General features: G+C 68.4%; 20 protein-coding genes and 1 tRNA gene. 13 read left to right on the top strand and 8 right to left on the bottom strand.

Features of this window, described 5'->3' with window-relative positions:
* The first annotated feature begins 43 nt into the window (after positions 1 to 43).
* Complete coding sequence (locus tag ABD774_RS03980; RefSeq protein ID WP_345037921.1) at positions 44 to 904, top strand: SDR family oxidoreductase; 861 nt, start codon at positions 44 to 46, stop codon at positions 902 to 904.
* 139 nt (positions 905 to 1,043) lie between these two features.
* Positions 1,044 to 1,129, top strand: a tRNA-Leu gene (locus ABD774_RS03975).
* 65 nt (positions 1,130 to 1,194) lie between these two features.
* Here the strand turns inward: ABD774_RS03975 and ABD774_RS03970 are convergent.
* Positions 1,195 to 1,845, bottom strand: coding sequence for a TetR/AcrR family transcriptional regulator (locus ABD774_RS03970; protein ID WP_345037918.1), 651 nt, complete (start codon positions 1,843 to 1,845; stop codon positions 1,195 to 1,197).
* A 414-nt stretch (positions 1,846 to 2,259) separates the two neighbouring features.
* On the opposite strand from ABD774_RS03970, the gene ABD774_RS03965 reads away from it, so the two are divergent.
* The 9 genes from ABD774_RS03965 (at position 2,260) to ABD774_RS03925 (ending at position 10,005) form a co-directional block, all read left to right on the top strand.
* On the top strand, positions 2,260 to 2,499 hold the full coding sequence (locus tag ABD774_RS03965; RefSeq protein WP_345037916.1) for a Flp family type IVb pilin: 240 nt from the start codon (positions 2,260 to 2,262) through the stop codon (positions 2,497 to 2,499).
* 83 nt (positions 2,500 to 2,582) lie between these two features.
* Positions 2,583 to 2,951: a TadE/TadG family type IV pilus assembly protein gene (locus ABD774_RS03960; protein ID WP_345037913.1), complete on the top strand. Its 369-nt coding sequence runs from the start codon at positions 2,583 to 2,585 to the stop codon at positions 2,949 to 2,951.
* The gene (locus ABD774_RS03955; protein WP_345037910.1) at positions 2,939 to 3,973 is read left to right on the top strand and encodes a pilus assembly protein TadG-related protein; all 1,035 of its coding nucleotides are present in this window, start codon (positions 2,939 to 2,941) and stop codon (positions 3,971 to 3,973) included. Before ABD774_RS03960 ends, ABD774_RS03955 begins: the two co-directional genes overlap by 13 nt.
* Positions 3,974 to 3,980: 7 nt before the next feature.
* A complete protein-coding gene (gene cpaB / locus ABD774_RS03950) occupies positions 3,981 to 4,790 on the top strand; it encodes a Flp pilus assembly protein CpaB (protein ID WP_345037908.1) in 810 nt (269 codons plus the stop codon).
* Positions 4,787 to 5,983: a CpaE/TadZ family protein gene (locus ABD774_RS03945; RefSeq protein WP_345037905.1), complete on the top strand. Its 1,197-nt coding sequence runs from the start codon at positions 4,787 to 4,789 to the stop codon at positions 5,981 to 5,983. The genes cpaB and ABD774_RS03945 overlap by 4 nt, the downstream gene beginning before the upstream one ends.
* The gene (locus ABD774_RS03940; RefSeq protein WP_345037903.1) at positions 5,983 to 7,494 is read left to right on the top strand and encodes a TadA family conjugal transfer-associated ATPase; all 1,512 of its coding nucleotides are present in this window, start codon (positions 5,983 to 5,985) and stop codon (positions 7,492 to 7,494) included. Before ABD774_RS03945 ends, ABD774_RS03940 begins: the two co-directional genes overlap by 1 nt.
* A complete protein-coding gene (locus tag ABD774_RS03935) occupies positions 7,491 to 8,435 on the top strand; it encodes a type II secretion system F family protein (RefSeq protein ID WP_345037901.1) in 945 nt (314 codons plus the stop codon). The genes ABD774_RS03940 and ABD774_RS03935 overlap by 4 nt, the downstream gene beginning before the upstream one ends.
* 26 nt (positions 8,436 to 8,461) lie before the next feature.
* Positions 8,462 to 9,358 carry a type II secretion system F family protein gene (locus tag ABD774_RS03930; protein ID WP_345037899.1) on the top strand — a complete coding sequence of 299 codons (897 nt, stop codon included), beginning with the start codon at positions 8,462 to 8,464 and terminating at the stop codon, positions 9,356 to 9,358.
* Positions 9,355 to 10,005 (top strand): prepilin peptidase, encoded by a 651-nt coding sequence (locus ABD774_RS03925; protein ID WP_345037896.1) that lies wholly within the window; start codon positions 9,355 to 9,357, stop codon positions 10,003 to 10,005. Before ABD774_RS03930 ends, ABD774_RS03925 begins: the two co-directional genes overlap by 4 nt.
* Positions 10,006 to 10,009: 4 nt before the next feature.
* Here ABD774_RS03925 and ABD774_RS03920 read toward each other — a convergent pair whose 3' ends face one another.
* From ABD774_RS03920 to ABD774_RS03895, 6 genes are all read right to left on the bottom strand, one after another.
* The gene (locus tag ABD774_RS03920; protein WP_345037894.1) at positions 10,010 to 11,170 is read right to left on the bottom strand and encodes a cation:proton antiporter; all 1,161 of its coding nucleotides are present in this window, start codon (positions 11,168 to 11,170) and stop codon (positions 10,010 to 10,012) included.
* Between the two features lie 10 nt (positions 11,171 to 11,180).
* A complete protein-coding gene (locus ABD774_RS03915) occupies positions 11,181 to 11,666 on the bottom strand; it encodes a cation:proton antiporter regulatory subunit (protein ID WP_345037892.1) in 486 nt (161 codons plus the stop codon).
* 68 nt (positions 11,667 to 11,734) lie between these two features.
* On the bottom strand, positions 11,735 to 12,886 hold the full coding sequence (locus tag ABD774_RS03910) for an NAD(P)H-dependent flavin oxidoreductase (protein WP_345037890.1): 1,152 nt from the start codon (positions 12,884 to 12,886) through the stop codon (positions 11,735 to 11,737).
* 2 nt (positions 12,887 to 12,888) lie between these two features.
* Positions 12,889 to 13,881 (bottom strand): hydroxymethylglutaryl-CoA lyase, encoded by a 993-nt coding sequence (locus ABD774_RS03905; RefSeq protein ID WP_345037888.1) that lies wholly within the window; start codon positions 13,879 to 13,881, stop codon positions 12,889 to 12,891.
* On the bottom strand, positions 13,878 to 15,929 hold the full coding sequence (locus tag ABD774_RS03900; RefSeq protein ID WP_345037886.1) for an ATP-binding protein: 2,052 nt from the start codon (positions 15,927 to 15,929) through the stop codon (positions 13,878 to 13,880). The genes ABD774_RS03905 and ABD774_RS03900 overlap by 4 nt, the downstream gene beginning before the upstream one ends.
* A 5-nt stretch (positions 15,930 to 15,934) precedes the next feature.
* Positions 15,935 to 17,512 (bottom strand): carboxyl transferase domain-containing protein, encoded by a 1,578-nt coding sequence (locus tag ABD774_RS03895; RefSeq protein WP_345037884.1) that lies wholly within the window; start codon positions 17,510 to 17,512, stop codon positions 15,935 to 15,937.
* A gap of 472 nt (positions 17,513 to 17,984) precedes the next feature.
* Between ABD774_RS03895 and ABD774_RS03890 the strand changes: the two genes are divergently transcribed.
* Together ABD774_RS03890 and ABD774_RS03885 are read left to right on the top strand one after the other, a co-directional pair.
* Positions 17,985 to 19,271 (top strand): glycosyltransferase family 87 protein, encoded by a 1,287-nt coding sequence (locus ABD774_RS03890; RefSeq protein ID WP_345037882.1) that lies wholly within the window; start codon positions 17,985 to 17,987, stop codon positions 19,269 to 19,271.
* Between the two features lie 88 nt (positions 19,272 to 19,359).
* A complete protein-coding gene (locus ABD774_RS03885; protein WP_345037880.1) occupies positions 19,360 to 19,941 on the top strand; it encodes an SACE_7040 family transcriptional regulator in 582 nt (193 codons plus the stop codon).
* A gap of 10 nt (positions 19,942 to 19,951) precedes the next feature.
* Here ABD774_RS03885 and ABD774_RS03880 read toward each other — a convergent pair whose 3' ends face one another.
* Positions 19,952 to 21,853, bottom strand: coding sequence for a SpoIIE family protein phosphatase (locus tag ABD774_RS03880; RefSeq protein ID WP_345037878.1), 1,902 nt, complete (start codon positions 21,851 to 21,853; stop codon positions 19,952 to 19,954).
* Positions 21,854 to 22,083: the final 230 nt, after the last annotated feature.

Raw genomic sequence — 22,083 nt, 5'->3', positions numbered from 1 at the left:
GCTCGGCGTGCGGAGCGCGGCGGGCTGCACCAGCCTGGGGACCATGGACGTGGACACCGAGTCGATCAAGAACCTGCCCGAGCAGAGCCAGGAGTGGCCCGGCCGCACGGACGCGTTGGAGCCCGTGCCGGACCACGGCGAGACGTCGTACAAGGGACGCGAGCGCCTCGTCGGCAAGAAGGCGCTGATCACCGGCGGCGACTCCGGCATCGGACGCGCCACCGCGATCGCCTTCGCCAAGGAGGGCGCCGACGTCGCCATCGCCTACCTCCCCCAGGAGCAGGACGACGCCGAGGAGACCAAGAAGCAGGTCGAGGCCGCCGGCCGGACGTGCGTCCTGTGCCCCACCGACCAGCGCACCGAGCAGGCCAACATCGAGCTCGCCGAGGCGGCCGTCAAGGGCCTCGGCGGGGTCGACATCCTGGTGAACAACGCCGGCTACCAGATGGCGCAGGAGGGGCTCGAGAAGATCAGCGAGGAGCAGATCCGCCAGACGTTCGAGACGAACATCTACTCCATCTTCTTCCTCACCAAGGCGCTGCTCCCCCACCTCAAGAAGGGGTCGAGCGTCATCAACTGCGCGTCCATCCAGGCGTTCCAGCCCTCGGAGACGCTGCTCGACTACGCCTCCACCAAGGCCGCCATCAACAACGCGACCGTGAACCTGGCTGCGGAGCTTGGCCCGCGTGGCATCCGGGTCAACGCCGTGGCGCCGGGGCCGATCTGGACGCCGCTGCAGCCGGCGACCAAGCCGAGCGTGAAGGACTTCGGTATGGACACCCCGCTCGGTCGTCCCGGGCAGCCGATCGAGGTGGCGACGGCGTTCGTGTACCTGGCGAGCGACGAGGCCAGCTACGTCTCCGGCACGGTGCTCGGGGTGACCGGGGGCAAGCCGGTGTTCTGAGGTGTGGCTTCGCTCACGAACGACGCCGGAGCGGCCCTCCGTGGTCGAGGAGCGCCTCTCCCCCGTGCTATCTTTTTCGTCGTTGCCCAGCCGGGTGAACGACGCCGGAAGGCCGAGTTCGCGAGGCGAAGCACCACCTGTCCGGGTGGCGGAATAGGCAGACGCGCTAGCTTGAGGTGCTAGTGCCCTTTATCGGGCGTGGGGGTTCAAGTCCCCCTCCGGACACTCGTTGAGACAGCGACGACGAGCCCCTGGTTCCGCGGAAACGCGGCCAGGGGCTTTGTCGTTCTCTACTTCAGCGCCTTGGATGCCGGCGCTTCGGTGCCCGAGGTCGGCGCGGGCAGCCCGGCCGCGATCTGGTCGAAGGCGCCCTCGATCTTCTCGATCAGCCGGACCCGGGCCGCGGTGGGCCTCCCCCATAGCCGCGTGGTGGTCTTGATGATGTTGACGGCTGCTGCAGCGGCCAGCCACGGGTAGAGGTCGCTCGCTACGTTCGTGCCGGTGCGCTCGGCGATCGCCCCGCGCAGCGCTTCCTCGAGTTGCTCGTACTGCGCCATCCGGAACGGTCGCAGCGTGGGGTACTGGTCCTCCAGCTGGACCCGCTCGACGTACGCGCGCAGTTGCTGGCGCGACTGCGACCGAGCGAGGTCGACCAGGACGTGCCGGAGGGAGTCGAGCGGCGGCTCGTCCGCCGGCCGCCGCGCCAGGTCGGCCACGACCTCGTCGGTGTAGTGGTCGTCCGCGGCCACCACCGCCTCCTCCTTGCAGGAGAAGTAGTTGGAGAACGTCCGGGGCGAGACGAACGCCTGCTTGGCGATCTCGTCGATCGTGACGTGGTCCAGCCCCTTCTCGAGCGTGAGCTTGAGCGCCGCTTCAGCGATGGCCTCGTGGGTCATCTGCTTCTTCAGCGCTCGAAGACCCATCTCTGCGGAGTCGCTCATGGGAGTCCTCACGGGTGGAGTTTCGGTATCGGCACTTCTCCTCGGCACCCGAACTGGGCGTCTCCCCCGGGACTGAGAGAGCCCTAAGTCCTCGTTACGGCCGCTGTTGCGTTCGTTACACAGGCCCTCTCCAGACAACCTTCTTACCAGAGGGATCAGGACGCTGTCTGGGCTCCGGAACCGCGAGATTGAGCGGATGAAGGATGGGCTCGACCGGGTGATCAAGGGTGAGGCGAGGGTGAGGCCCGTAGCAGACCGTGCATCATCCGCAAGTTCACACGCCCAAAGTGGTTGCAGGATACGAAAAGTTCTGCGAATCTCAATCAGCACGCCGGTTCATCCCCCTGCTCCGAGCGTGTGCCCCCTGGCTCTGGACCCCCTCCGGAGCTGACCAACCTCATAGGGAGTTCAGAAATGAACCGTGCAGCCGCATTCTTCACCACCCTGTTCACAGTCATAGGCGACCGCTTCGAGGGTCGCAAGGACCGTGGCGCCACCGCCGTCGAGTACGGCCTTCTCGTCGGCCTGATCGCTGTCGCGATCATCGTTGCTGTCGCCCTGCTCGGCACCCAGCTCGATGCCCTCTTCGACAAGATCACCGGGCAGCTCGCCGTGCCGTCGGGCCAGAGCGGCACCACCACCACCACCACCTGATTCGTTCACCGAACAAGCACCACAGGCGCCGATGCGGTGATCAGTCGGTCTCCGCGTCGGCGCCTTTTCGGAGGTGGTCAGTGGTGAACAGCCAGCGAAGTGACCGGGGCGCGGCAGCCGTTGAGTTCGCGCTCATTGTGCCGATTCTCCTGTTGCTCGTTCTTGGCATTACCGAGTTCGGTCGCGCGTACAACGTCCAGACCACGCTCTCGGACGCCGCTAGGGCGGGGGTTCGCACCATGGCAATCCACAACAGTGTCTCTGAAGCGAAAGAATCTGCGAAGGCGGCAGCGGCATCACTTCCACTCGCCGATGCCCAGATCACGGTCGAACCATTGACGTGCGATGGCTCAACGGAGCCTGCGAGAGTATCCGTAGAGCACTCGGTCGATCTTATCTTCTTCCCCGATGTCACCCTCACCGGCAAAGGAACCATGCGATGCAACGGTTGAAAGGTGAGCGTGGGGCCGTCGCGGTTGTTGTCGCGCTCTTGATGATTCCCCTGATCGGCTTCGGCGCGATCGCGATCGACGTTGCCGCGGTTCACGCTGACCGTCAACAGCTCCAGCTCGGCGCGGACGCGGCGGCGCTCGCGATCGCCCAGGACTGCGCGGTTGGTAGCTGCACGGCGGACCCGAATGCCGTTGCGCAGGACTTCTCTGACGCCAATAAGAACGATGGCGACACGGAAGCGCCTGTTGTGACGCTCGAGCCGAACGCCGGAACTGTCACCGTCGAGACTGCCGGTATCCGTCAGCATTGGCTCGCACCCGTCCTTGGCTTCGAAGAGAGTGATGTGGTGGCACGTGCCACCGCCGCCTGGGACGTCCCAGGCGGCGCTGACACACTGCCTCTGATTTTCTCCGTCTGCGAGATCGACAAGCTCGCCCAGGCGGCCGGGACTTCCTTCATCGTTGACCCACTTACTGGTGAGTACACGTTCCAGAACACGTCCGCGATTGTCCAAATCTATCTCGACCATCCTTCTTCGTCCGGTGCTCCGAAGGATTACAGCTGCACACCGGAAGGTGCCTCGAGCTCCCTGACAATGCCGGGTGGATTCTCTTGGATTACGGATGGCACAGACTCCGGGGTCTGCAGTGTGTACACGACGGTGGGCGAACCTGTCTCGAACAATCCGGGTAACCCCGGTCCCTCCGAATGCACGACGGAGTACCTCACCGGCCTCATCGGCAAGACCGTGGCGCTCCCGGTCTACAACTTCGCCGAGGGCGGCGGGGCGCCTGGCGTCTACACCGTTTATGGCTACGTCGGTTTCAAAGTCGTAGGCATGTGGTTGATGATCCAGGGAGAGCAGACCGTCAAGCTCGGAACGGGAACGAGCGGCTGCAACAACGGCAACGGGCAGTGCATAGTCGGGCAATTCACGGAGGTGAGCGACCTCTCGGGTCAGCCATCGTCCGACCCCGACGCCGCGGACCTTGGTGCCAAGTCCGTGCACCTCACAGATTGAGACCACAGTGAATCGTCGTGTCCTTGCCGCCCTTGCTGCCGTTCTTCTCGCAATTTTGGGAGGAACCCTTCTCATCGGTTACGTCGGTCGGGCCGACGCCCGCGCTGTAGCCGCTCTCGAGCCGGTAGAGGTGCTCGTCGCGTCCGTGCCGATCGGCGAAGGCACCAGCGCCGAGGCTCTGACCGAGTCAGTGACCGTGAAAAGCATTCCTGGCTCTGCGGTCGCCCCAGGCGCCCTGACCACGCTCGACGATGTGGCCGGCATGGTCACCGCCGGAGAACTGGTCCCGGGCGAGCAGCTCGCCAGCCATCGGTTCGTCACTGCGGAAGTTGCCGCAGCGCGAACGGCGGTCGAAGTCCCCGCGGGCCTTCACCAGGTCACCGTTCAGCTAGACCCAGTCAGGGTGCTGGGCGGCCACCTCACTGAGGGCGACACGGTCGGCGTTTTTATCTCCCTTGCGGCGGAGGCGGCCGGAGCCGAGGGTGAGGCAGCTACGCCGGCGCCAGGGGAAAGCGGCAATCAAACCCATCTGGTTCTTCACAAGGCGCTGGTTACACGGGTGCAGGGCGCGGTCGCGCCCGCTACGCCGACGGCCGACTCTGATGAGGTCGCCCCTGCGGCTTCGACAGAGGCCGCTCAGGCTCCGGCCGAATCCGTCCCGACGGCGCAGATCATGGTCACGCTCGCGCTAGGCGCCCCCGATGCCGAGAAACTGGTTTACGCGGCAGAGTTCGAGCAGATCTGGCTCTCCATCGAGGACGACGAGGCGAGTGTCGACGGCACTCGAGCCGTGACGAGGGAGAACGTCTACCAATGACACGAATCGTCCTTTTCGCAGACTCTGCTGAGTTCGAGCAGCGCTTCCGCGAAGCGACCGGCGGCGCCTTCCTCCTCCTGCCGCCCGGGCCGATACCCACCAACCCGGAACAACTCGTCCGTCTCCTGCACGGTGCTGCCCTCCCGGACATCATCGTTATCGATGCGGGATCGGCGGTCCGCGGTGCGCTCGAACTCACGGAGCGGCTCCGTGACAAGTTCCCGTCGATCGCCGTTCTGCTAGTGAGCGACGCCGAGCAGGAGATCGGACTGGCCGCCCTGCGCGCCGGGGTACGGGATGTTCTTCATCCGCAGGCGGACGTGGTAACGATTCGCGCGGCGATCGACCGAGCTGCGGCCCTGCCAACCAACCCCTCCGACATCGTCGCCGTGCCGTCGACGCTGGTCTCAGGCCGCGTACTTAGCGTCGTCTCTCCCAAGGGCGGCGTGGGGAAGACGACGCTAGCAACGAACCTGGCGGTGGGCCTGGCCCGCGCAGAGCCGGGCTCAACCGTGCTGGTGGACCTCGACGTGCAGTTCGGTGACGTCGCTACCGCACTGAACCTCACCCCGGACTACTCGCTGCTCGACACTGTCCGCGGTCCTGCCAGCCGCGACACGATGGCCCTGAAGACGTTCCTCACGTTGCACCCCACAGGGTTGTATGCGATCTGTGCGCCCGAGTCCCCGGCCGCGGCCGACACCATCAGCGGGGACGAGGTCAGCCGCCTTCTCGAAATGCTCAGTTCCCAGTTTCGGTATGTCGTCGTCGACACAGCACCGGGTCTGTCCGAGCACACTCTCGCCGCCATGGACCGGACTACCGACCTCATCCTCATCACGAGCATGGACGTGCTGGGAGTACGCGGTCTGCGCAAGGAACTCGACATCCTCGCGGAGCTCGAGCTGCAGACCGACACGCGTACCGTCGTGATCAACTTCTGCGACCCCCGTGGCGGGCTGACCATCGCCGACGTCTCGTCCACCATCGGGACTTCGGTCGATCACGAGCTCCCGGTCTCCCCGATCGTCCTGCCCTCGCTCAACCAAGGCGTTCCACTGCTCCAAAAGAGCGGCAGAGACCCCATGGTCAAGAAGCTCGAGAAGATCGTCACCCAGTTCACCGCCGCGGAAGTCACGAAGAGCAGCGGTCGTCACGCGGGCATCGGTCGCCTGAAGAAGGTGCGTGTCTGATGAAACTGTCCGAGCGGCTTCGCGCGGCCCAATCGCCGGAGATTGCCGCCCCGCCATCGGCGCCCCCTGCGCCGGCCACGCCGGTCAGCGTGCCGATGGCGGCAGACGCACCCGTCCCGCCAGCAGATTCGCGTCCGTCGCTGACGTCGGCACTTGACCGTCGGCGCAGCGCCTCGACAACGCCCCCTGCTGCGGCCGGGGTAGGCGAGACATCGGACGGCAGCGGCGGTGATGCCTTAACGAAGCTCAAGGACCGGGCATCAACCGCGCTTTTCGAGCGCATGGGTGCCCGATTGAACGACACCTCTCTGAGCGAGCAGCAGTTGCACAAGCTGGTGCGCACGGAACTGAACCACGTCGTTGAGGAAGAAAAGGTTCCACTATCCGCCGAGGAGCGCCTCCGCCTCATCCGTGACGTGCAGGACGACGTCCTTGGTCACGGTCCCCTCCAGCGGCTGCTCGATGATCCGGAGATCACCGAGATCATGGTCAACGGCCCGGAGATGGTCTACGTCGAACACAAGGGCAAACTCACACGCAGCGATGCCCGCTTCGCCTCCGAGGAGCACCTGCGCCGCATCATCGAGCGCATCGTGTCCCGGGTCGGACGTCGCATCGACGAGTCGTCGCCGCTGGTCGACGCCCGCCTCCCCGACGGCTCCCGTGTGAACGCGGTTATCCCGCCCCTCGCCTTCAGCGGCTCGTCGCTGACCATCCGCAAATTCTCCAAGGATCCGTTCAAGGTGGCGGACCTCATCAACTTCGGCACCCTGACGCCGGAGATGGCCGAGCTTCTGCACGCGTGCGTGGAGGCCCGGCTCAACGTCATCGTCTCCGGTGGTACCGGTACCGGTAAGACGACCCTGCTCAACGTGCTTTCGTCGTTCATCCCCAACGACGAACGGATCGTCACGATCGAGGACGCGGTCGAGCTCCAGTTGCAGCAAGAGCACGTGGTGCGTCTGGAGAGCCGCCCGCCCAACATCGAGGGAAAGGGCGAGATCAGCATCCGCGACCTGGTGCGAAACTCCCTGCGTATGCGCCCCGACCGCATTGTCGTCGGCGAGGTCCGTGGCGGAGAGAGTCTCGACATGCTGCAGGCGATGAACACAGGCCACGACGGATCGCTCTCCACGGTGCACGCGAACTCTCCGCGTGACGCGATCGCGCGGCTAGAGACGCTCGTCCTCATGGCAGGCATGGATCTACCGCTGCGCGCCATCCGGGAGCAGATCGCCTCGGCCGTCGATGTCCTCGTCCAGCTCACCCGCCTCCGGGACGGCACCCGGCGGGTCACCGCCGTCACCGAGGTCCAGGGCATGGAGGGGCAGACCGTCACGCTTCAGGACGCGTTCCTGTTCGACTACTCGGCCGGCGTGGACGCCAATGGTCGGTTCCTCGGAACTCCTGTCCCGACCGGGATCCGGCCCCGGTTCACGGACCGGTTCCAGGAGCTCGGAATTCATCTCTCCCCCCGAGTGTTCGGTACTCCCACCGGGACCTTCCGATGATCGGTCAGCTCCCGCCGACCGTCGTCGTCGGTCTGGGATCAGGCGCGCTCGCACTCGCCATCACGGTCTACCTGCTGCTGGCCCCCCGCCCAGTTCGCCTACCCGCTGATCGACGGCGCCCGTACGCGGGTGAGTCGTCAGGTCCGCTCGCTCGCGGGGCGAGCGTGGCCACAAGCGCGATCGGCCGATTGATGGGCGTACGTGCATCGGGGCTCGGCTCGGTGCTCGAGCAGGCTGGTGTGAAGGCCCGGTTCCAGGACTTCGTTTTTCTCGTCGTTGTCGCCTGTCTGGTCGCAGGAGCCCTCGGCACTCTTGTCGGCGGTCTCCTCCTCGGTGTGCTCTTTGCCGTGATGATCCCGATCGGCGCCAGGGTCGTCCTCTCCATCAAGGCGGACCGCCGTCGCGCGGCGTTCGCCGATCAGCTCGACGACTCGCTGCAACTCATGGCGAGCTCCCTCCGTGCTGGACACAGCATGCTCCAGGCGCTCGACTCCGTGGCTCGCGAGGCCGAGGAGCCCACCTCGGAGGAGTTCGCCCGGATCATCAACGAAACACGGCTTGGGCGCGAGGTGAACGCCGCGCTCGAGGAGACGGCAGCCCGGATGGGAAGCGAAGACTTCGTCTGGGTGACCCAGGCTGTCGCGATCAACCGGGAGGTTGGCGGCAACCTCGCTGAAGTGCTCGACGGAGTCGGGAACACGATCCGGGAACGCAACGACATCCGTCGACAGGTCAAGACGCTCGCCGCCGAAGGGAAGCTTTCCGCATACGTGCTCATGGCACTACCGTTCGGCATCACCGGCTTTCTCAGCGTCGCTAATCCAACATACATTGGGAAGTTCACGGATAGCCTTGTCGGATACGGCCTAATCGTACTTGCGATCGTCCTCCTCATCGTCGGTGGGATCTGGATGCGCAAAGTCGTTCAGATCAGATTCTGACCGACCGAGACGAGGAGGATCTTTTCGTGCCAGTCTCTGTGGCGGTCGGTATTGCCACCATCAGCGTCGCGTTAGGGCTGCTGATCTGGACACTCGTCGTGGGACCCGACCGGAATCGCCAGCGCGCGCTGTCCAATCTCCACCGGGGTCTGGACCAGGTCGTTCTCGGGCAGGAGGGTGACGTCGCGCCCCAAGCTCGTTCAAGCCTGGAGTCGCTCGCCCGACGGCTGACCGCTCCCGGTATGGTGCGCTTCCTGGAGAAGCTGCACGCCCGCGCCGGCCGCCCCGCTACCTGGTCGGTGGACCGACTGCTGGTCCTCAAGCCCGCTGCCTCGGTTCTCGCGGCGTTCCTGACGTTCCTCCTCGTCAGCTCGTCCGCGAGCCCCCTGATCGTGCTGACCGGCGGCCTCGCCACTGTCGTCTGCTACTTCTTGCCCGAACTCCTTCTGTACAGCCGCGGCATCGAGCGTAGCGAGAAGATCACGCTGGAGCTTGCTGACACTCTCGACCAGATGACCATCGCGGTGGAAGCCGGGCTGGGCTTCGACGCCGCCATGGCCCGCGCAGGCAGGAATGGCACCGGACCGCTGGCCGAGGAACTGGTGCGCACCCTGCAGGACATCCAGATGGGTCAATCGCGCCGACGGGCTTTCGAGGCCCTGGCGAGTCGGACTGACGTCCAGGACCTTCGACGCTTCATCCGCGCCGTGATCCAGGCGGACACCTATGGGATAGCCATCGCCGACGTGCTGCGCACACAGGCCTCGGAGATGCGGCGGAAGCGCCGCCAGCGCGCCGAGAAGAAGGCGATGGAGATTCCGATCAAGGTCATCTTCCCCCTGATGATGTGCATCCTCCCGGTGCTCTTCATCGTGCTCATGGGTCCTGCGGCCATGGACATCGTCGAGGCCTTCAGCGGGTGAGCGGGGTGTGGCTCGGGGCCACCGCCGCATTCGCCAGCGCGGGCGGCGCCGTCGTTTTGAAGAAGAGCGTCAGCGGGCACGTCCGACCGTCGTCTTGGTCCTCGTCGCTCATCGTCGTCGTGCTCGCGGCCGCCGGCGGTGCGGGCGCTGCCATCATAGGGACTACCTGGGCTGAGATGCTGGCGTTCTCCGTCCTGTCAACGGCGTGTGCCGTCCTCATCGTCATCGACCTCGCCGAGCATCGACTCCCCGACGTGGTCGTCCTCCCGATGTACCCGGCCGTGCTGGTTCTTCTGACCCTGGCCGCCGCCGTCAATGGGCAATGGAGCGATCTGGGCCGCTCTGTGGTCGCTGGAGCCGTGCTGCTTACCGTGTACTTCGCGATGGCTTACGCCTATCCCGCCGGCCTCGGCCTCGGAGACGTCAAGCTTTCAGGAGTCCTCGGGATGTTCCTCGGCTGGTTCGGGTGGCCACACGTCGTCCTTGGGACATTCGCTGCCTTCGCCATCAACGCGATCGTCGTCGTCGTCCTGCTCGTACTGCGGAAGGCGACACTGAAGTCCGACGTACCGTTCGGACCGCCGATGATCGCCGGCGCTGCGGTCGGTGCAGCGTGGGGTCCGGTCGTCTTCCCCGGAGTCGCTTGAAGTCTTATCCAGTCTTGGTTCGCGCCGGCGATGGACCCGCCGTTGCTGTACGTGCGAGCACGGGACCGAGGACCGCGAGCGCGAGCACATACCCGGCGGCGACGGGTCCCACCTCAGCCAGTCCAGCCGACGCCGCGAGCCCCGCGATCACGATGGAGAACTCACCACGCGCGACGAGTGCCGTACCTGCACGCAGACGGCCACGTCGCCCGACACCATCGCGGCCGGCGGCGTACCACCCGGTTACCACCTTCGTCGCCGTCGTGACTACGGCCAGCACGAGGATCGCCGGCAGCACCGGCAGCACGCCTCCTGGGTCGACCGAGAGGCCGAACGCAAAGAAGAAGATGGCAGCGAACAGATCTCGAAGCGGTCGGAGGATCATCCGCGCACGGTCGGCGAACGACGCCGGGACAGCGATCCCAACCAGGAAGGCCCCGATTGCGGCCGAGGCACCGACCGCCTCCGCAAGGCCAGCCACCAACATGGTCAGCGCGAACAACCGCAGCAGGACCTGCTCGTCGTCCGGATGGGCAAGCAACCTCCCGAGCCGATGACCGTGCCGGTGCGCCGCCGCGAGCACGATCAGCACGGTCCCCACGGCCAGGGCGACCGCGGCGACCGCCCGCAACGGACCGGTACCCGCCAGGGCGACTGCGAGCAGCGGCAGAAACAACGCCATCGCGATGTCCTCCAGCACCAGCACGGACAGCACCGCCGGCGTCTCTCTGTTGGCTAGTCGACCGAGGTCGTCGAGCAGCCGGGCGACGATGCCCGAGGACGAGATCCAGGTGACGCCGGCCAGCGCCATCGCCCCCTCCCACGGCAGCCCGATGACGAGACCGACCACCAAGCCCGGCGTGGCGTTGAGAACAAGATCGACGAGCCCCGAGGGCGCATGACGCCGTAGGGACACCACCAGCTCGGTGGACGAGAATTCCAGCCCGAGCGCGAGCAGGAGGAGCACCAAGCCGATCTGAGCCGCCCCCTCGACGAACGGCCCGGCCTCCGTCAGCGCAGCGGCTCCGCCCTCGCCGAGGACGAGCCCCGCCACCAGCGTGAGCGGGATGGTTGAGAGGCCGACGGCGCGCGCGAGCAGGCCGAGCAACGACAGCAGGAGGAAGACCGCACCGAGCTCCAGCAGGAGCACGGCGGTGCCGTCCACGGCATTCTCCTCAGCCCTGCACGCTGAGGAGCGAGCTGAGTTTCTCCAGGCCCGCCTCCGACCCCACCGCGACGAGCACGTCGCCCTCGAGCAGCGGCTCATCAGGGCCAGGGCCCGGGACGATCTCCGAGTCACGGACGACGGCGACGATCGAGCAGCCGGTCAGCGTGCGTGCCCGCGTCTCTCCCAGGGCCTTCCCGGCGTACGGGGAGCCCGGCCTCACGCTCAGTCGTGCGGAGCTAAGGCCGGGCACCTCGCGGGAGAGGTCGGCGAACCGGTGCGCCATCCGTGGCGCTCCAAGGATGTCGGCGACGGCGTCCGCCTCGTCGGTGTTCAGGTGGACGACGGTCCGGGCCTGATCGGGATCGTCCGAGTCGTACAGCGCGATCTCGACCGGTCCTTCCCGCTTGACCACGATGCCGATGAGCAGGCCGGAGCGGGTCCTGAGCTCGTACTTGATGCCCACGCCGGGCAGCAGCGTCTCGACCACGTCCATGCAGAGATGGTCCCACCGTGGGTGCGTCCGGCGGTGGTGAACGCCCTGGTTGGCAGTGCCAGCCAGTCTCAGCTCCGGACGGGCTCCACCAGCCGACCGATCTCCCGCAGGCGCGCCTCGCAGCCCTCGACGATGTCCCGCACAATCTCCGCCGTCGGCCGCAGCTCGCGGAAGCTGCCGACCACCTGACCGACGAAGAACGACTCGAGCTCCCGGGCCGGCTCGCTCCCCTTCTCGGCGGTGACGTCGATCCGCTCCCACGCCTCCCGCACGAGCATCGACTGCAGCGGCATCGGCAGGGGCGACGGCGCCCCCTCCGCCTGCCACTCGTCGAGCCAGGCGCTGCGCAGCTGCCGGGCGGACTTCCCGGTTCGTGTCGGCGAGACGATCGTGTCCGAGCTCGACGCCGCGAGCAGCTTCTCCTTGATCACCCGGCTGGCTGCGTCCTCGTGGCTCGAGAGCCACACCGACCCCGCCCACCCGCCGGCGGCTCCGAGGGCGAGCGCCGCCGCCAGCTGCGGCCCGCTCGCGATCCCGCCGGCGGCAAGGACCGGTACGTCGCCGGCGATCTCGACCACCTCGGGCGTGAGCACCATCGTCGCCACGTTCCCGGTGTGCCCACCGGCCTCCGTGCCCTGCGCGACGATCAGGTCGACGCCGGCGGCCAGCTGCTTCTCCGCGTGCTCCCGCTTCCCCACCAGGGCGGCGATCGGCACGCCCTGCGCCTTCGCGCGCTCGAGCATCGCCGCCGGCGGGGTGCCGAGCGCGTTGGCCACCAGCGCGATGCGGTGGGAGAAGGTGACGTCGAGCAGCTCGGAGACGACCGCGGCGTCCATGTTGGTCTCGAGGCTGGCGTCGATCCGGCCGAGACGATCGAGCGCGTCGTCCTCGCTCACCGGCGGGATGCTGTACTTCGCCAGCAGCCCCTCGACGAACCGCCGGTGGCCCTCGGGGATCTGGCGGCGCAGGTCGGCCACCAGCTCGCCGACATCGCGTTGAGTGGTCCTGGCGGGGACCAGCAGGTCGACGCCGTAGGGACGCCCACCGAGCTGCTCCTCGATCCAGGTCAGCTGCGCGTCGAGTTCTTCGGGCGTGTACATGGTGGCGCCGAGGACGCCGAGCCCGCCCGCGCGGGAGACCTCGACGACGACGGCGGGCGTGCGGTTGAACCCGGCGAGCGGGTGCTCGACGCCGACAAGCTCGGTGAACGCGGTACGCATGGTCACTCCTCGCTGGACGGTGCGGCCGGGGCCGCGGTGGATGAGCTGGCGAGCGCCCGGACGGCGCGCGACGGGCTGGGCCGGCGGAGTCGCTCGGACAGCCACACCGAGGTGCGCACGAGCGCCTCAAGATCGATGCCGGTCTCGATGCCGAGACCATGGAGCTGCCAGATAAGGTCCTCGGTGGCGAGGTTGCCGGTAGCGCTCCTCGCAAAGGGGCAGCCGCCGAGCCCGCCGGCGGCCGAATCCACGGTGGTGACGCCGCGCTGCAGCGCGGCGAGGGTGTTGGCGAGGGCCTGGCCGTAGGTGTCGTGAAAGTGCACCGCGAGGCGGTCGACGCCGAGCCCGGCATCCCCGAGGGCGTCGAGGAGGGCGACGACGTGGCCCGGGGTGGCGACGCCGATCGTGTCGCCGAGGGAGAGCTGCGTACAGCCGAGCTCCATCAGCCGCGTGGCGACGGCGACCACCTGCGGGATGGCGACCTGCCCCTCCCAGGGATCGCCGAAGCACATCGAGAGGTACGCCCGGACCGGCAGCCCCTCGTCGGTGGCACGGGCGACGACGGGCGCGAACATCGCGAGCGACTCGTCGACGGAGCGGCCGAGGTTCGCCCGGGCGAATGACTCCGTCGCCGAGCCGAAGATGGCAATCTCGCGAACGCCGCTCGCCAGTGCACGGTCGAGCCCGCGCTCGTTGGGCACCAGCACCGGGTAGCGCACTCCATCCACCCGGTTGAGTGCCGCGAGGAGCTCTTCCGCGTCCGCGAGCTGCGGCACGACGCCGGGCCGCACGAAGCTGGTCACCTCGACGGTGCGCAGGCCCGCCGCCACGAGCCTGTGCACCAGCTCGGCCTTCACCTCGACGGGCAGGACGGTGCCCTCGTTCTGCAGCCCGTCGCGCGGGCCGACCTCGTACACGTCCACACGAGCCGGGAGCCCTGCCAGTGGCACTGTCATCGGCGACTGCGACGACGAGGGGCTGGGCGGCGCGGTCATGGCTCCTCCCCCACGGTGAAGAGCGTCTGCCCGAGCGTCACCTGGTCGCCGGACCGCACCCGCACCTCGACGGCGCCCGCGTGCGGCGCCGTCAGCGCGGTCTCCATCTTCATCGCCTCCAGCACCCCGAGGACGTCGCCCGCCTCGACGTGCTGCCCCGCTCGCACCCTCACGTCCCGCACCAGGCCCGGCATCGGCGCGGTGACGAGGCCGTCGCTCAGGATCGCCCGCTCGTCGGTTCGCCGGTCCGGCATCACGAACCGGCGGGCCTGCCCCTCGTGGGCGACCCAGACCGCCCCGGGCTGGCCATCGTCTCGGGATCGAACCCCGTCCTCCCGTCGCGTGCCGCCCTCAACATCACCCACGACGTTATGGCTCACGCCGTCGACTTCCACGAGCCATCGCGTACCGGCGCCGGAGCGGTCGGGCGCAGACGAGCTGTCGTGGCCCATATTGTGGGGAGAGGTCAGCGCGAGTGGCGGAGCAACAAGCGCGCGCACCGACCAGCTCCGGTCCCCCACCGACACCCGCCCCGCGGCGCGCTCGACCCGCACCTCCTCCCGGACCCCGTCGTGCTCGAGCTCGAGGACCACCGGCGCGGGCGGCCCGCCCAGCCGCCAGCCATCGCCGACGCCGAACGGGTGCGTCTGTTCTTCTCGCCGCGAGCGGTGCGCGAGCACCCACGCGGCCGCACAGAGCGAGACGTCGTCGGACGGAACCGGGAACGCCCCGGGCGTGCGGTCGAGCCAGGCGGTGTCGATGGCGGCGTCGCGGAACTCGTCGGAGGCGACGAGCCGGCGCAGGAACCCGGTGTTGGTGGTCAGCCCGAGGATGGCGGTGTCGTCGAGGGCGGCCACCATCGCGCGCCGCGCGGCCTCGCGGTCCGGGCCGTGCGTGATGATCTTGCCGAGCAGCGGGTCGTACCAGGTGGTGACCTCCTGACCGCTCTCGAGCGCCGCGTCGACGCGCGCCCGCGACGGCCACCGCACCGTGGTCGCGGTTCCGGCCTGCGGCAGGAACCCGCTCGCCGGGTCCTCGGCGTAGACCCGCGCCTCGATCGCGTGCCCGCGCGCCACGACGTCGCCCTGCGTCAGGGAAAGCGGCTGCCCCTGCGCCACGGACAGCTGCAGCGCGACGAGGTCCAGCCCGGTGACCAGCTCGGTGACCGGGTGCTCCACCTGGAGCCGGGTGTTCATCTCGAGGAAGTACGCCTCCTCCCCCGCCACGAGGAACTCCACGGTCCCGGCGCCGACGTAGCCGACCTCACGGGCCAACCGCACCGCCCCGCTGGTGACCGTCTCGCGCACGGCGTCGGAGATCGTGGGTGCCGGCGCCTCCTCGACCACCTTCTGGTGCCGCCGCTGCACGGAGCAGTCGCGTTCGCCCAGGTGCAGCACGGTGCCGTGGGCGTCGGCGAGCACCTGGACCTCGACGTGCCGCCCGCGCTCGACGTACCGCTCGACCAGCAGCGTGTCGTCCCCGAACGCCGCCTTCGCCTCCCGTCGGGCGGCGGCCAGCGCCTCGGGGAGCGCGGCGGCGTCGCGCACGATCCGCATGCCCTTCCCACCCCCTCCGGCGGCGGCCTTGACCAGAACCGGGAGGCCGAGGTTCACCGTCGCCGCGACCAACGCCGCGTCGTCGCCCTCGACCGCCGGCAGCACCGGGACCCCGGCCGCAACGGCGAGGCGGCGCGCCTCGTCCTTGCGGCCCATCCGGGCCACCACCGCCGCCGGCGGCCCCACCCAGACCAGCCCGGCGTCCTCGACGGCGCGGGCGAAGGCGGCGTTCTCCGAGAGGAACCCGTACCCGGGGTGGACGGCCTCGGCACCGCTACTCCGGGCGGCGTAGAGCAGCGCGGGGACCGAGAGGTAGGAGTCCTCGGCGGGTGCGGGGCCGAGGCGGACGGCCGTGTCGGCGGCGTGCACGTGCGGGGACGCGATGTCGGCGTCGGAGTACACGGCGACGGTCCGCAGCCCGGCCGCGCGGGCGGCGCGCAGCACCCGCAGCGCGATCTCGCCGCGGTTGGCGACCAGCAGGGAGGTGAACACGGCGCTCACATCCGATACAACGCGGCGACGGGCCCGGGCACCGGCGCGTTCGCCGCGGCGGCGAGGCCAAGGCCGAGGACGCGGCGGGTGTCGACGGGGTCGATGACGCCGTCGTCCCACAGCCGGGCGGTGGAGTAGTACGGCGAGCCCTGGCGCTCGTACTGCTCGCGGATCGGGGCCCGGAACGCCTCCTCGTCGTCGGCCGACCACTTCTGCCCGGCGCGCTCGAGGCCGTCACGGCGCACGGTCGCGAGCACGGACGCGGCCTGCTCCCCGCCCATGACGGAGATGCGGGCGTTGGGCCAGATCCAGAGGAACCGCGGGTCGTACGCGCGGCCGGCCATGCCGTAGTTGCCGGCGCCGAAGGACCCGCCGATGACCACGGTGAGCTTCGGGACCACCGCGGTGGCGACGGCGGTGACGAGCTTGGCGCCATCCTTGGCGATGCCGCCAGTCTCGTAGTCCTTGCCCACCATGAACCCGGCGATGTTCTGCAGGAAGACCAGCGGGACGCCGCGCTGGTTGCACAGCTCGATGAAGTGGGCGCCCTTGAGCGCGGACTCGGAGAACAGGATCCCGTTGTTCGCGACGATCCCCACCGGGTAGCCCCAGACGCGGGCGAAGCCGCACACGAGGGTCACGCCGTAGAGGGCCTTGAACTCCTGCAGCCGTGAGCCGTCGACAATCCGGCGGATCACCTCGCGCACGTCGTACGGCGTGCGGGTGTCGGCGGGGACGACGTCGTACAGCCCCGCCGGGTCCTCGGCCGGCTCCTCCGGTGGCGCCTGCCGCAGGGACGGTTGCGTGGGCCGTTCCAGGGTGGCGACGACGGAGCGCAGGATCTCCAGCGCGTGCGCGTCGTCCTCGGCAAGATGGTCGACGACGCCGGAGCGGCGGGCGTGGATGTCTCCCCCGCCCAGCTCCTCGGCCGAGACGACCTCGCCGGTGGCCGCCTTCACCAGCGGCGGCCCGCCGAGGAAGATCGTGCCCTGGTCGCGCACGATGACGGACTCGTCGGACATGGCCGGGACGTACGCGCCCCCGGCGGTGCACGAGCCCATCACGGCGGCCAGCTGCGGGATGCCGCGGGCGGAGAGCTGGGCCTGGTTGTAGAAGATGCGGCCGAAGTGGTCGCGGTCAGGGAACACCTCGTCCTGCATGGGCAGGTAGGCCCCGCCGGAGTCGACGAGGTACAGGCACGGCAGCCGGTTCTCCGCGGCGATCTCCTGGGCGCGCAGGTGCTTCTTGACCGTGACCGGGTAGTAGGTGCCGCCCTTGACGGTGGCGTCGTTCGCGACGACGACGCACTCCCGCCCGGCGACCCGCCCGATCCCGGTGACGATGCCGGCGGCGGGGACCTCGTCGTCGTACATGCCGGTCGCCGCGAGCGGTGAGAGCTCGAGGAAGGGCGACCCGGCGTCGAGGAGACGGTCGACGCGGTCGCGCACGAGCAGCTTGCCGCGCTCGACGTGCCGCCTCCGGGCGCTCTCGCTGCCGCCGAGGCGCACGGCGGCGAGGCGCTCGCGCAGCTCCTCGGTGAGCTCGCGGAGGCCGAGCTGCCCGAGGCTCGCTCCGGCGGGCATGCGCACCTCCACGGCTGGGTGGTCGTCATCGACCCACTCGGAGGTTAGCCATCGTTAACCCTCGCTGTCTATCGATCTCTGTGAAGCGACCGGTTGATGACCCAAGCCGTCGGCGCCCCTCTGGGCTCTCATCCGCGACATCGGCGAGCAATCGCGACGATCGAGTCTTTCCGAGCGGTTGCAACACCGAGTCAGTGGAGTAGGAGACGCTCGGATGATAGGGATCACGAGGCTGGCTCCGGCCCTTGCCGACTCACCCGCCCCGTGCCCCACGCGCACTGGAGTAAGCCCATGACGCACTCTCAGCGTGGCGGAACGCCGGAGCGAGCAACATCACCACGCCCGCTAACGCTTGCGCGTCCGAAACTCGACGCAAGCGGGCATTAAGGGACTAACGTTGGATACAGGCAATGTAAGTGAAAGCCGCCCGGGCCAAGGACGAGCCGGGCCAAGCCCACAGGAGCAACACGGCATGTCGCACAAGCGGGCCCTTCTCTTGGAGTCAGCCAGAACCGGGGCATGGTTGGATCGCGAAAGGCTCCGCGCATATCCCGCGATATTTCTGGGTCTTTTTGTTCTTATCGGTGTCGCTGCTTTAGTAACCGGAGACGGTGTCCGCGACGGCTTCGGAAATAACCCACTCGGGACCGACTTTCTGAGCTTCTACGCCGCATCTGAACTGCTCATGGACGGACGCCCCGAGGCTGCCTATGATCACGCCGCACTGAAGGCGATCCAAGACTCGATCGCAGACGACTCACCCCTATACACATGGCTTTACCCGCCGATTGCCTTTTTCGTCGTCGCCCCACTCTCTCTCGTGCCATATCTGCCAGCGCTGTTGCTTTGGCTAGGAATCACCTTTTCGGCCTACGTTGCAGCCTTGTGGAAGATCCTCCCTGATCGCAGGGCACTTGTGCCCATGGCCGCCTTTCCCGCCGTGTTCCTCACCGTGGGACATGGGCAAAATTCGTTCCTATCAGCAGCCCTTCTCGGATGGGGCCTCGTACTACTGAGGCGCCATCCCTGGCTTGCCGGCTCCATCCTCGGACTCCTAATTTACAAGCCACAACTGGGCCTCCTTCTTCCGGTTGCGTTTATTGCTTCGAAGAACTGGCGTGCATTCCTCAGCACCGGAACCGCTGCGGCTCTCTGGTCCGCGTTAAGTTACTGGACCTTTGGCAAATCGGCATGGCAAGCGTATATGGACAAGTCGAGCTTCTCGTGGGAGGTGCTCGAACAGGGTCTAGTTTCCTGGTCGAAGATGGTGAGCGCATTTCCTGCAGTTCGACTGCTTGGCGGACCGATACCGCTCGCGTGGACTCTGCAAACGGTCGTTAGTCTTATCGCCGTGGTGACCGTCTGGAGGCTGTGGCACAGTTCCGCGTCGACGCCCCTTAAGATCGCGGCGCTTGCCACCGGAACACTGCTTGCCACCCCCTTCGCACTGGACTATGAGGCAACTCTCATTGGTCTTGCTCTTGCAGCCTATGTCAAAGATGGGTTAGACCAAGGCTTCCTGTCCTGGGAAAAGACGGTTCTGGCCGCGATATGGGTGCTCCCTCTGCTATGGCGTACCGTCGCCACAGGAACGTCAATTCCATTGGGAACCATCACCATACTGGCGCTCCTCCTGGCACTCATCCGTCGTTACAGTGTCCTCTCATCCCGGTCCTCCGGCCACCGTCCCGCTTCTCAGCGATTCTTTCTGGCGCGGCGTCCAGGCATCGCGGGAGCGCGCCGCACGACTAAAGGATGAAATGACTCGGGAGCGCTCAATCCCCCAAGGGCCGAACGCCAATTCGGGTTGTTAGTTGTCGTTAACCCTTTCTGCCTATCATTGCAGGATGACCGTCCCACCCTCGGCCGGCACCGCGGTCCCCCGCCGAGAGCAGATCCTGCGCGCGGCCGCGGAGCTCTTCGCTCGCTCGGGCTTCGGCGGGGTGTCGGTGGACGACATCGGGGCCGCGGTCGGCGTCTCCGGCCCCGCCCTGTACCGCCACTTCCCGGGCAAGGAGGCGATCCTGGCCGAGTTGCTCGTCGGTATCAGCGAGGAGCTGCTGCGGGAGGGCCGCGTGCGGGTGGCGGCGGCCGACGGCGAGGCCGACACCGCCCTAGAGGCGCTCGTGGACTGGCATGTCTCCTTCGCCCTGGACCACCCGGCGCTCATCACGATCCAGTCACGCGACCTCGACCGGCTCACGGAACCTGAGCGTGTCCGGGTCCGCCGCCTCCAGCACGACTACGTCGAGACGTGGGTCGACGTCCTGCGGCATCGCTCCCCCGGCCTGGCCGCCGACCGGGCCCGGGCGGCCGCCCACGCCGTCTTCGGGCTGATCAACTCCACTCCGCACAGCGCACGGCTGGACCGGCCGGCGATGGCCGCGTTGCTGCGTCGGATGGCGCTCCGGGCGCTGCTGGCGACCTAGCCAGCACCGCTTAGCGTGCGGCCGGCCGGGGCCGCACGGCGACGATGGCCATGTCGTCCTCGGGAGCGTCCGGCAGCAGCTGCTCGACGAGCTCGTCGCAAAGATCGTCGATCTGGTGCAGGTCGCGAAGCTCCCCGAGAGTCGCGCGCAGCCGGTCGAGGCCGGCGCGGAGCCCACCGGCGTCCCGGCGCTCGACGAGGCCGTCGGTGTAGAGCACCAGCGTGTCCCCGGCCGCCACGGTCATCGTCTGCTCCGTGCGAACCGTTCCCGGGCGGAGCCCGAGGAGAAGGTTCGTCCCGGTGAGGGTGACGACGTCGTCGTCGCCGCTGAGCAGCATCGGCGGAGGGTGGCCTGCGTTGGACCAGCGCACGACCACGTCGCCGCCGGGTCCCGGTGGCTCGAGGGTCATCACGACGGCGGTCGCGACCGACTCGCTCGCCACCGCGGCCATGGCTCGGTCGAGCTGGGCCAGGAGCGCGGCGGGGTGCGGTGGCGTCGTGGCGCCGATACCGCGGAGCATCGAACGAAGCTGTCCCATCGTGGCCGCGGCCTGCAGGTCGTGGCCGGAGACGTCCCCGATGACCACGATGGTTGGGCCGTCGGGGTGCTTGAAGACGTCGTACCAGTCGCCGCCCACCTTGGCCGCCTGCGCGGCCGGCACGTACCGCACGGCCACATCGAGGTCGTCGAGATGCGGCGGCGCGGTGAGGAAGGACCGCTGCAGCTCCTCGACGACGCCGCGCTGGCTGGCGTAGAGGTAGGCGTTGTCCAGCACGAGACCCGCACGGGAGGCGATGTCCTTGGCGGTGACGAGGTCGTCGCCGTCGAGCGCGGGCCGGTCCGCGCCGCTGAACAGGCTGATCGCACCGAGCGTGCGACCGCGCCCGCGGAGCGGCAGGACGGTCGCGGACTCCGGGGTGAGCTCGGTGATGAGCACGTGCGCGCGGCCGGGCTTGAGCACGCCGCGGATGCGGGCGGCCGCGTCCTCGGGAAGGCGCACGACGTCCGTGGTGCGCAGGGTGCGCAGCAGGAAGGACTCGTCGGTCAGCGCCCCCATCCGGTGACGGCAGTACTCCTCGACCAGCGGCCTCGCGCCGGGGTCGACGTGCCACCAGCCGACGTCGCGCATGGTCGCTGGCGTGCCGTGCCCGCCGGCGGGCACCTCGGCGTCGGCAAGAGTGACGACGCACCAGTCCGCCAGGCCCGGGACGAGTGTCCGTGCGAGAGCAGCGACGGCCTCCTCGGCGTCGAGAGTCTGCGCGAGGGAGCTCGTCACGGCGGCGGTGAGCTGGGCCCGGCGCGCGACGCGCTCCGTCTCCTCCTGGAGACGGTGACGCTCGGTCACGTCGAAGAAGTACACCGAGAGCCCCTCGGAGGTCGGCATGGCGCGAACCTCGTACCAGGCGTTCAACGGCACCGGGTAGTGGGCGTCGAAGTGCACCGGGTCGCCGGAGCTCATGGCGCGGCGGTAGTAGGTCTCGAACGCGTTGCCGAGCGCGGCCGGGTAGAGCTCCCAGATGTCGCCGTCGAGCAGCTCTCCGCGCGGACGGCCGAGCACCCGCTCCGCCTCAGCGTTGACGTACGTGAACCGCCATTCCCGGCTCAGGGAGAAGAACGCCGTCGGCAGCGCCTCGAGCAGCTCGGCCGCCCGGTGCAGCCCGGCGCGCAGCGACGGGAGGACGACACCGACGAGGCCCGTGACGTGCCCCGTGGCGTCGTCGCGAATCACCTGCCCACGGGTCGTGACCCAGCGGTCGGGGCCGTCGAGCACCCGGAACTCGTCCTCGAACCAGAGGCTCTCCGCGACGGCGGTGGTCACCACGCGGCTGAGTCGCGGAAGGTCGTGAGGGTGGATCTGGCGGGCGAGCGTGCCGGCCGGGACGGGTCCGATGTCGTGGGGCGTCCCGAGCACCGCGGAAGCCGACCGGTCCAACCAGACCACGGACGCTGGGACATCCATCCGGTACGCACCGATGCCCGCCATCGCCATCCCCGTGAGGGCCAGACCGTCGTCGGTCTGGGCAGCCTGGCTCGGCGCCGCGGCGCTGGGCGCGCCGCTGACGGTGCGATCGTAGGAAGTGGCGTCGTCGGTAAGCAGGGGTCCTCCACTCAGAGCTTTTCATCGTCGGGAGAACAACCCGG

Origin of the sequence: Georgenia daeguensis (genome assembly GCF_039537705.1) — a bacterium.
GTDB lineage: Bacteria > Actinomycetota > Actinomycetes > Actinomycetales > Actinomycetaceae > Georgenia > Georgenia daeguensis.
This window is presented reverse-complemented; position numbering and strand designations above follow the sequence as displayed.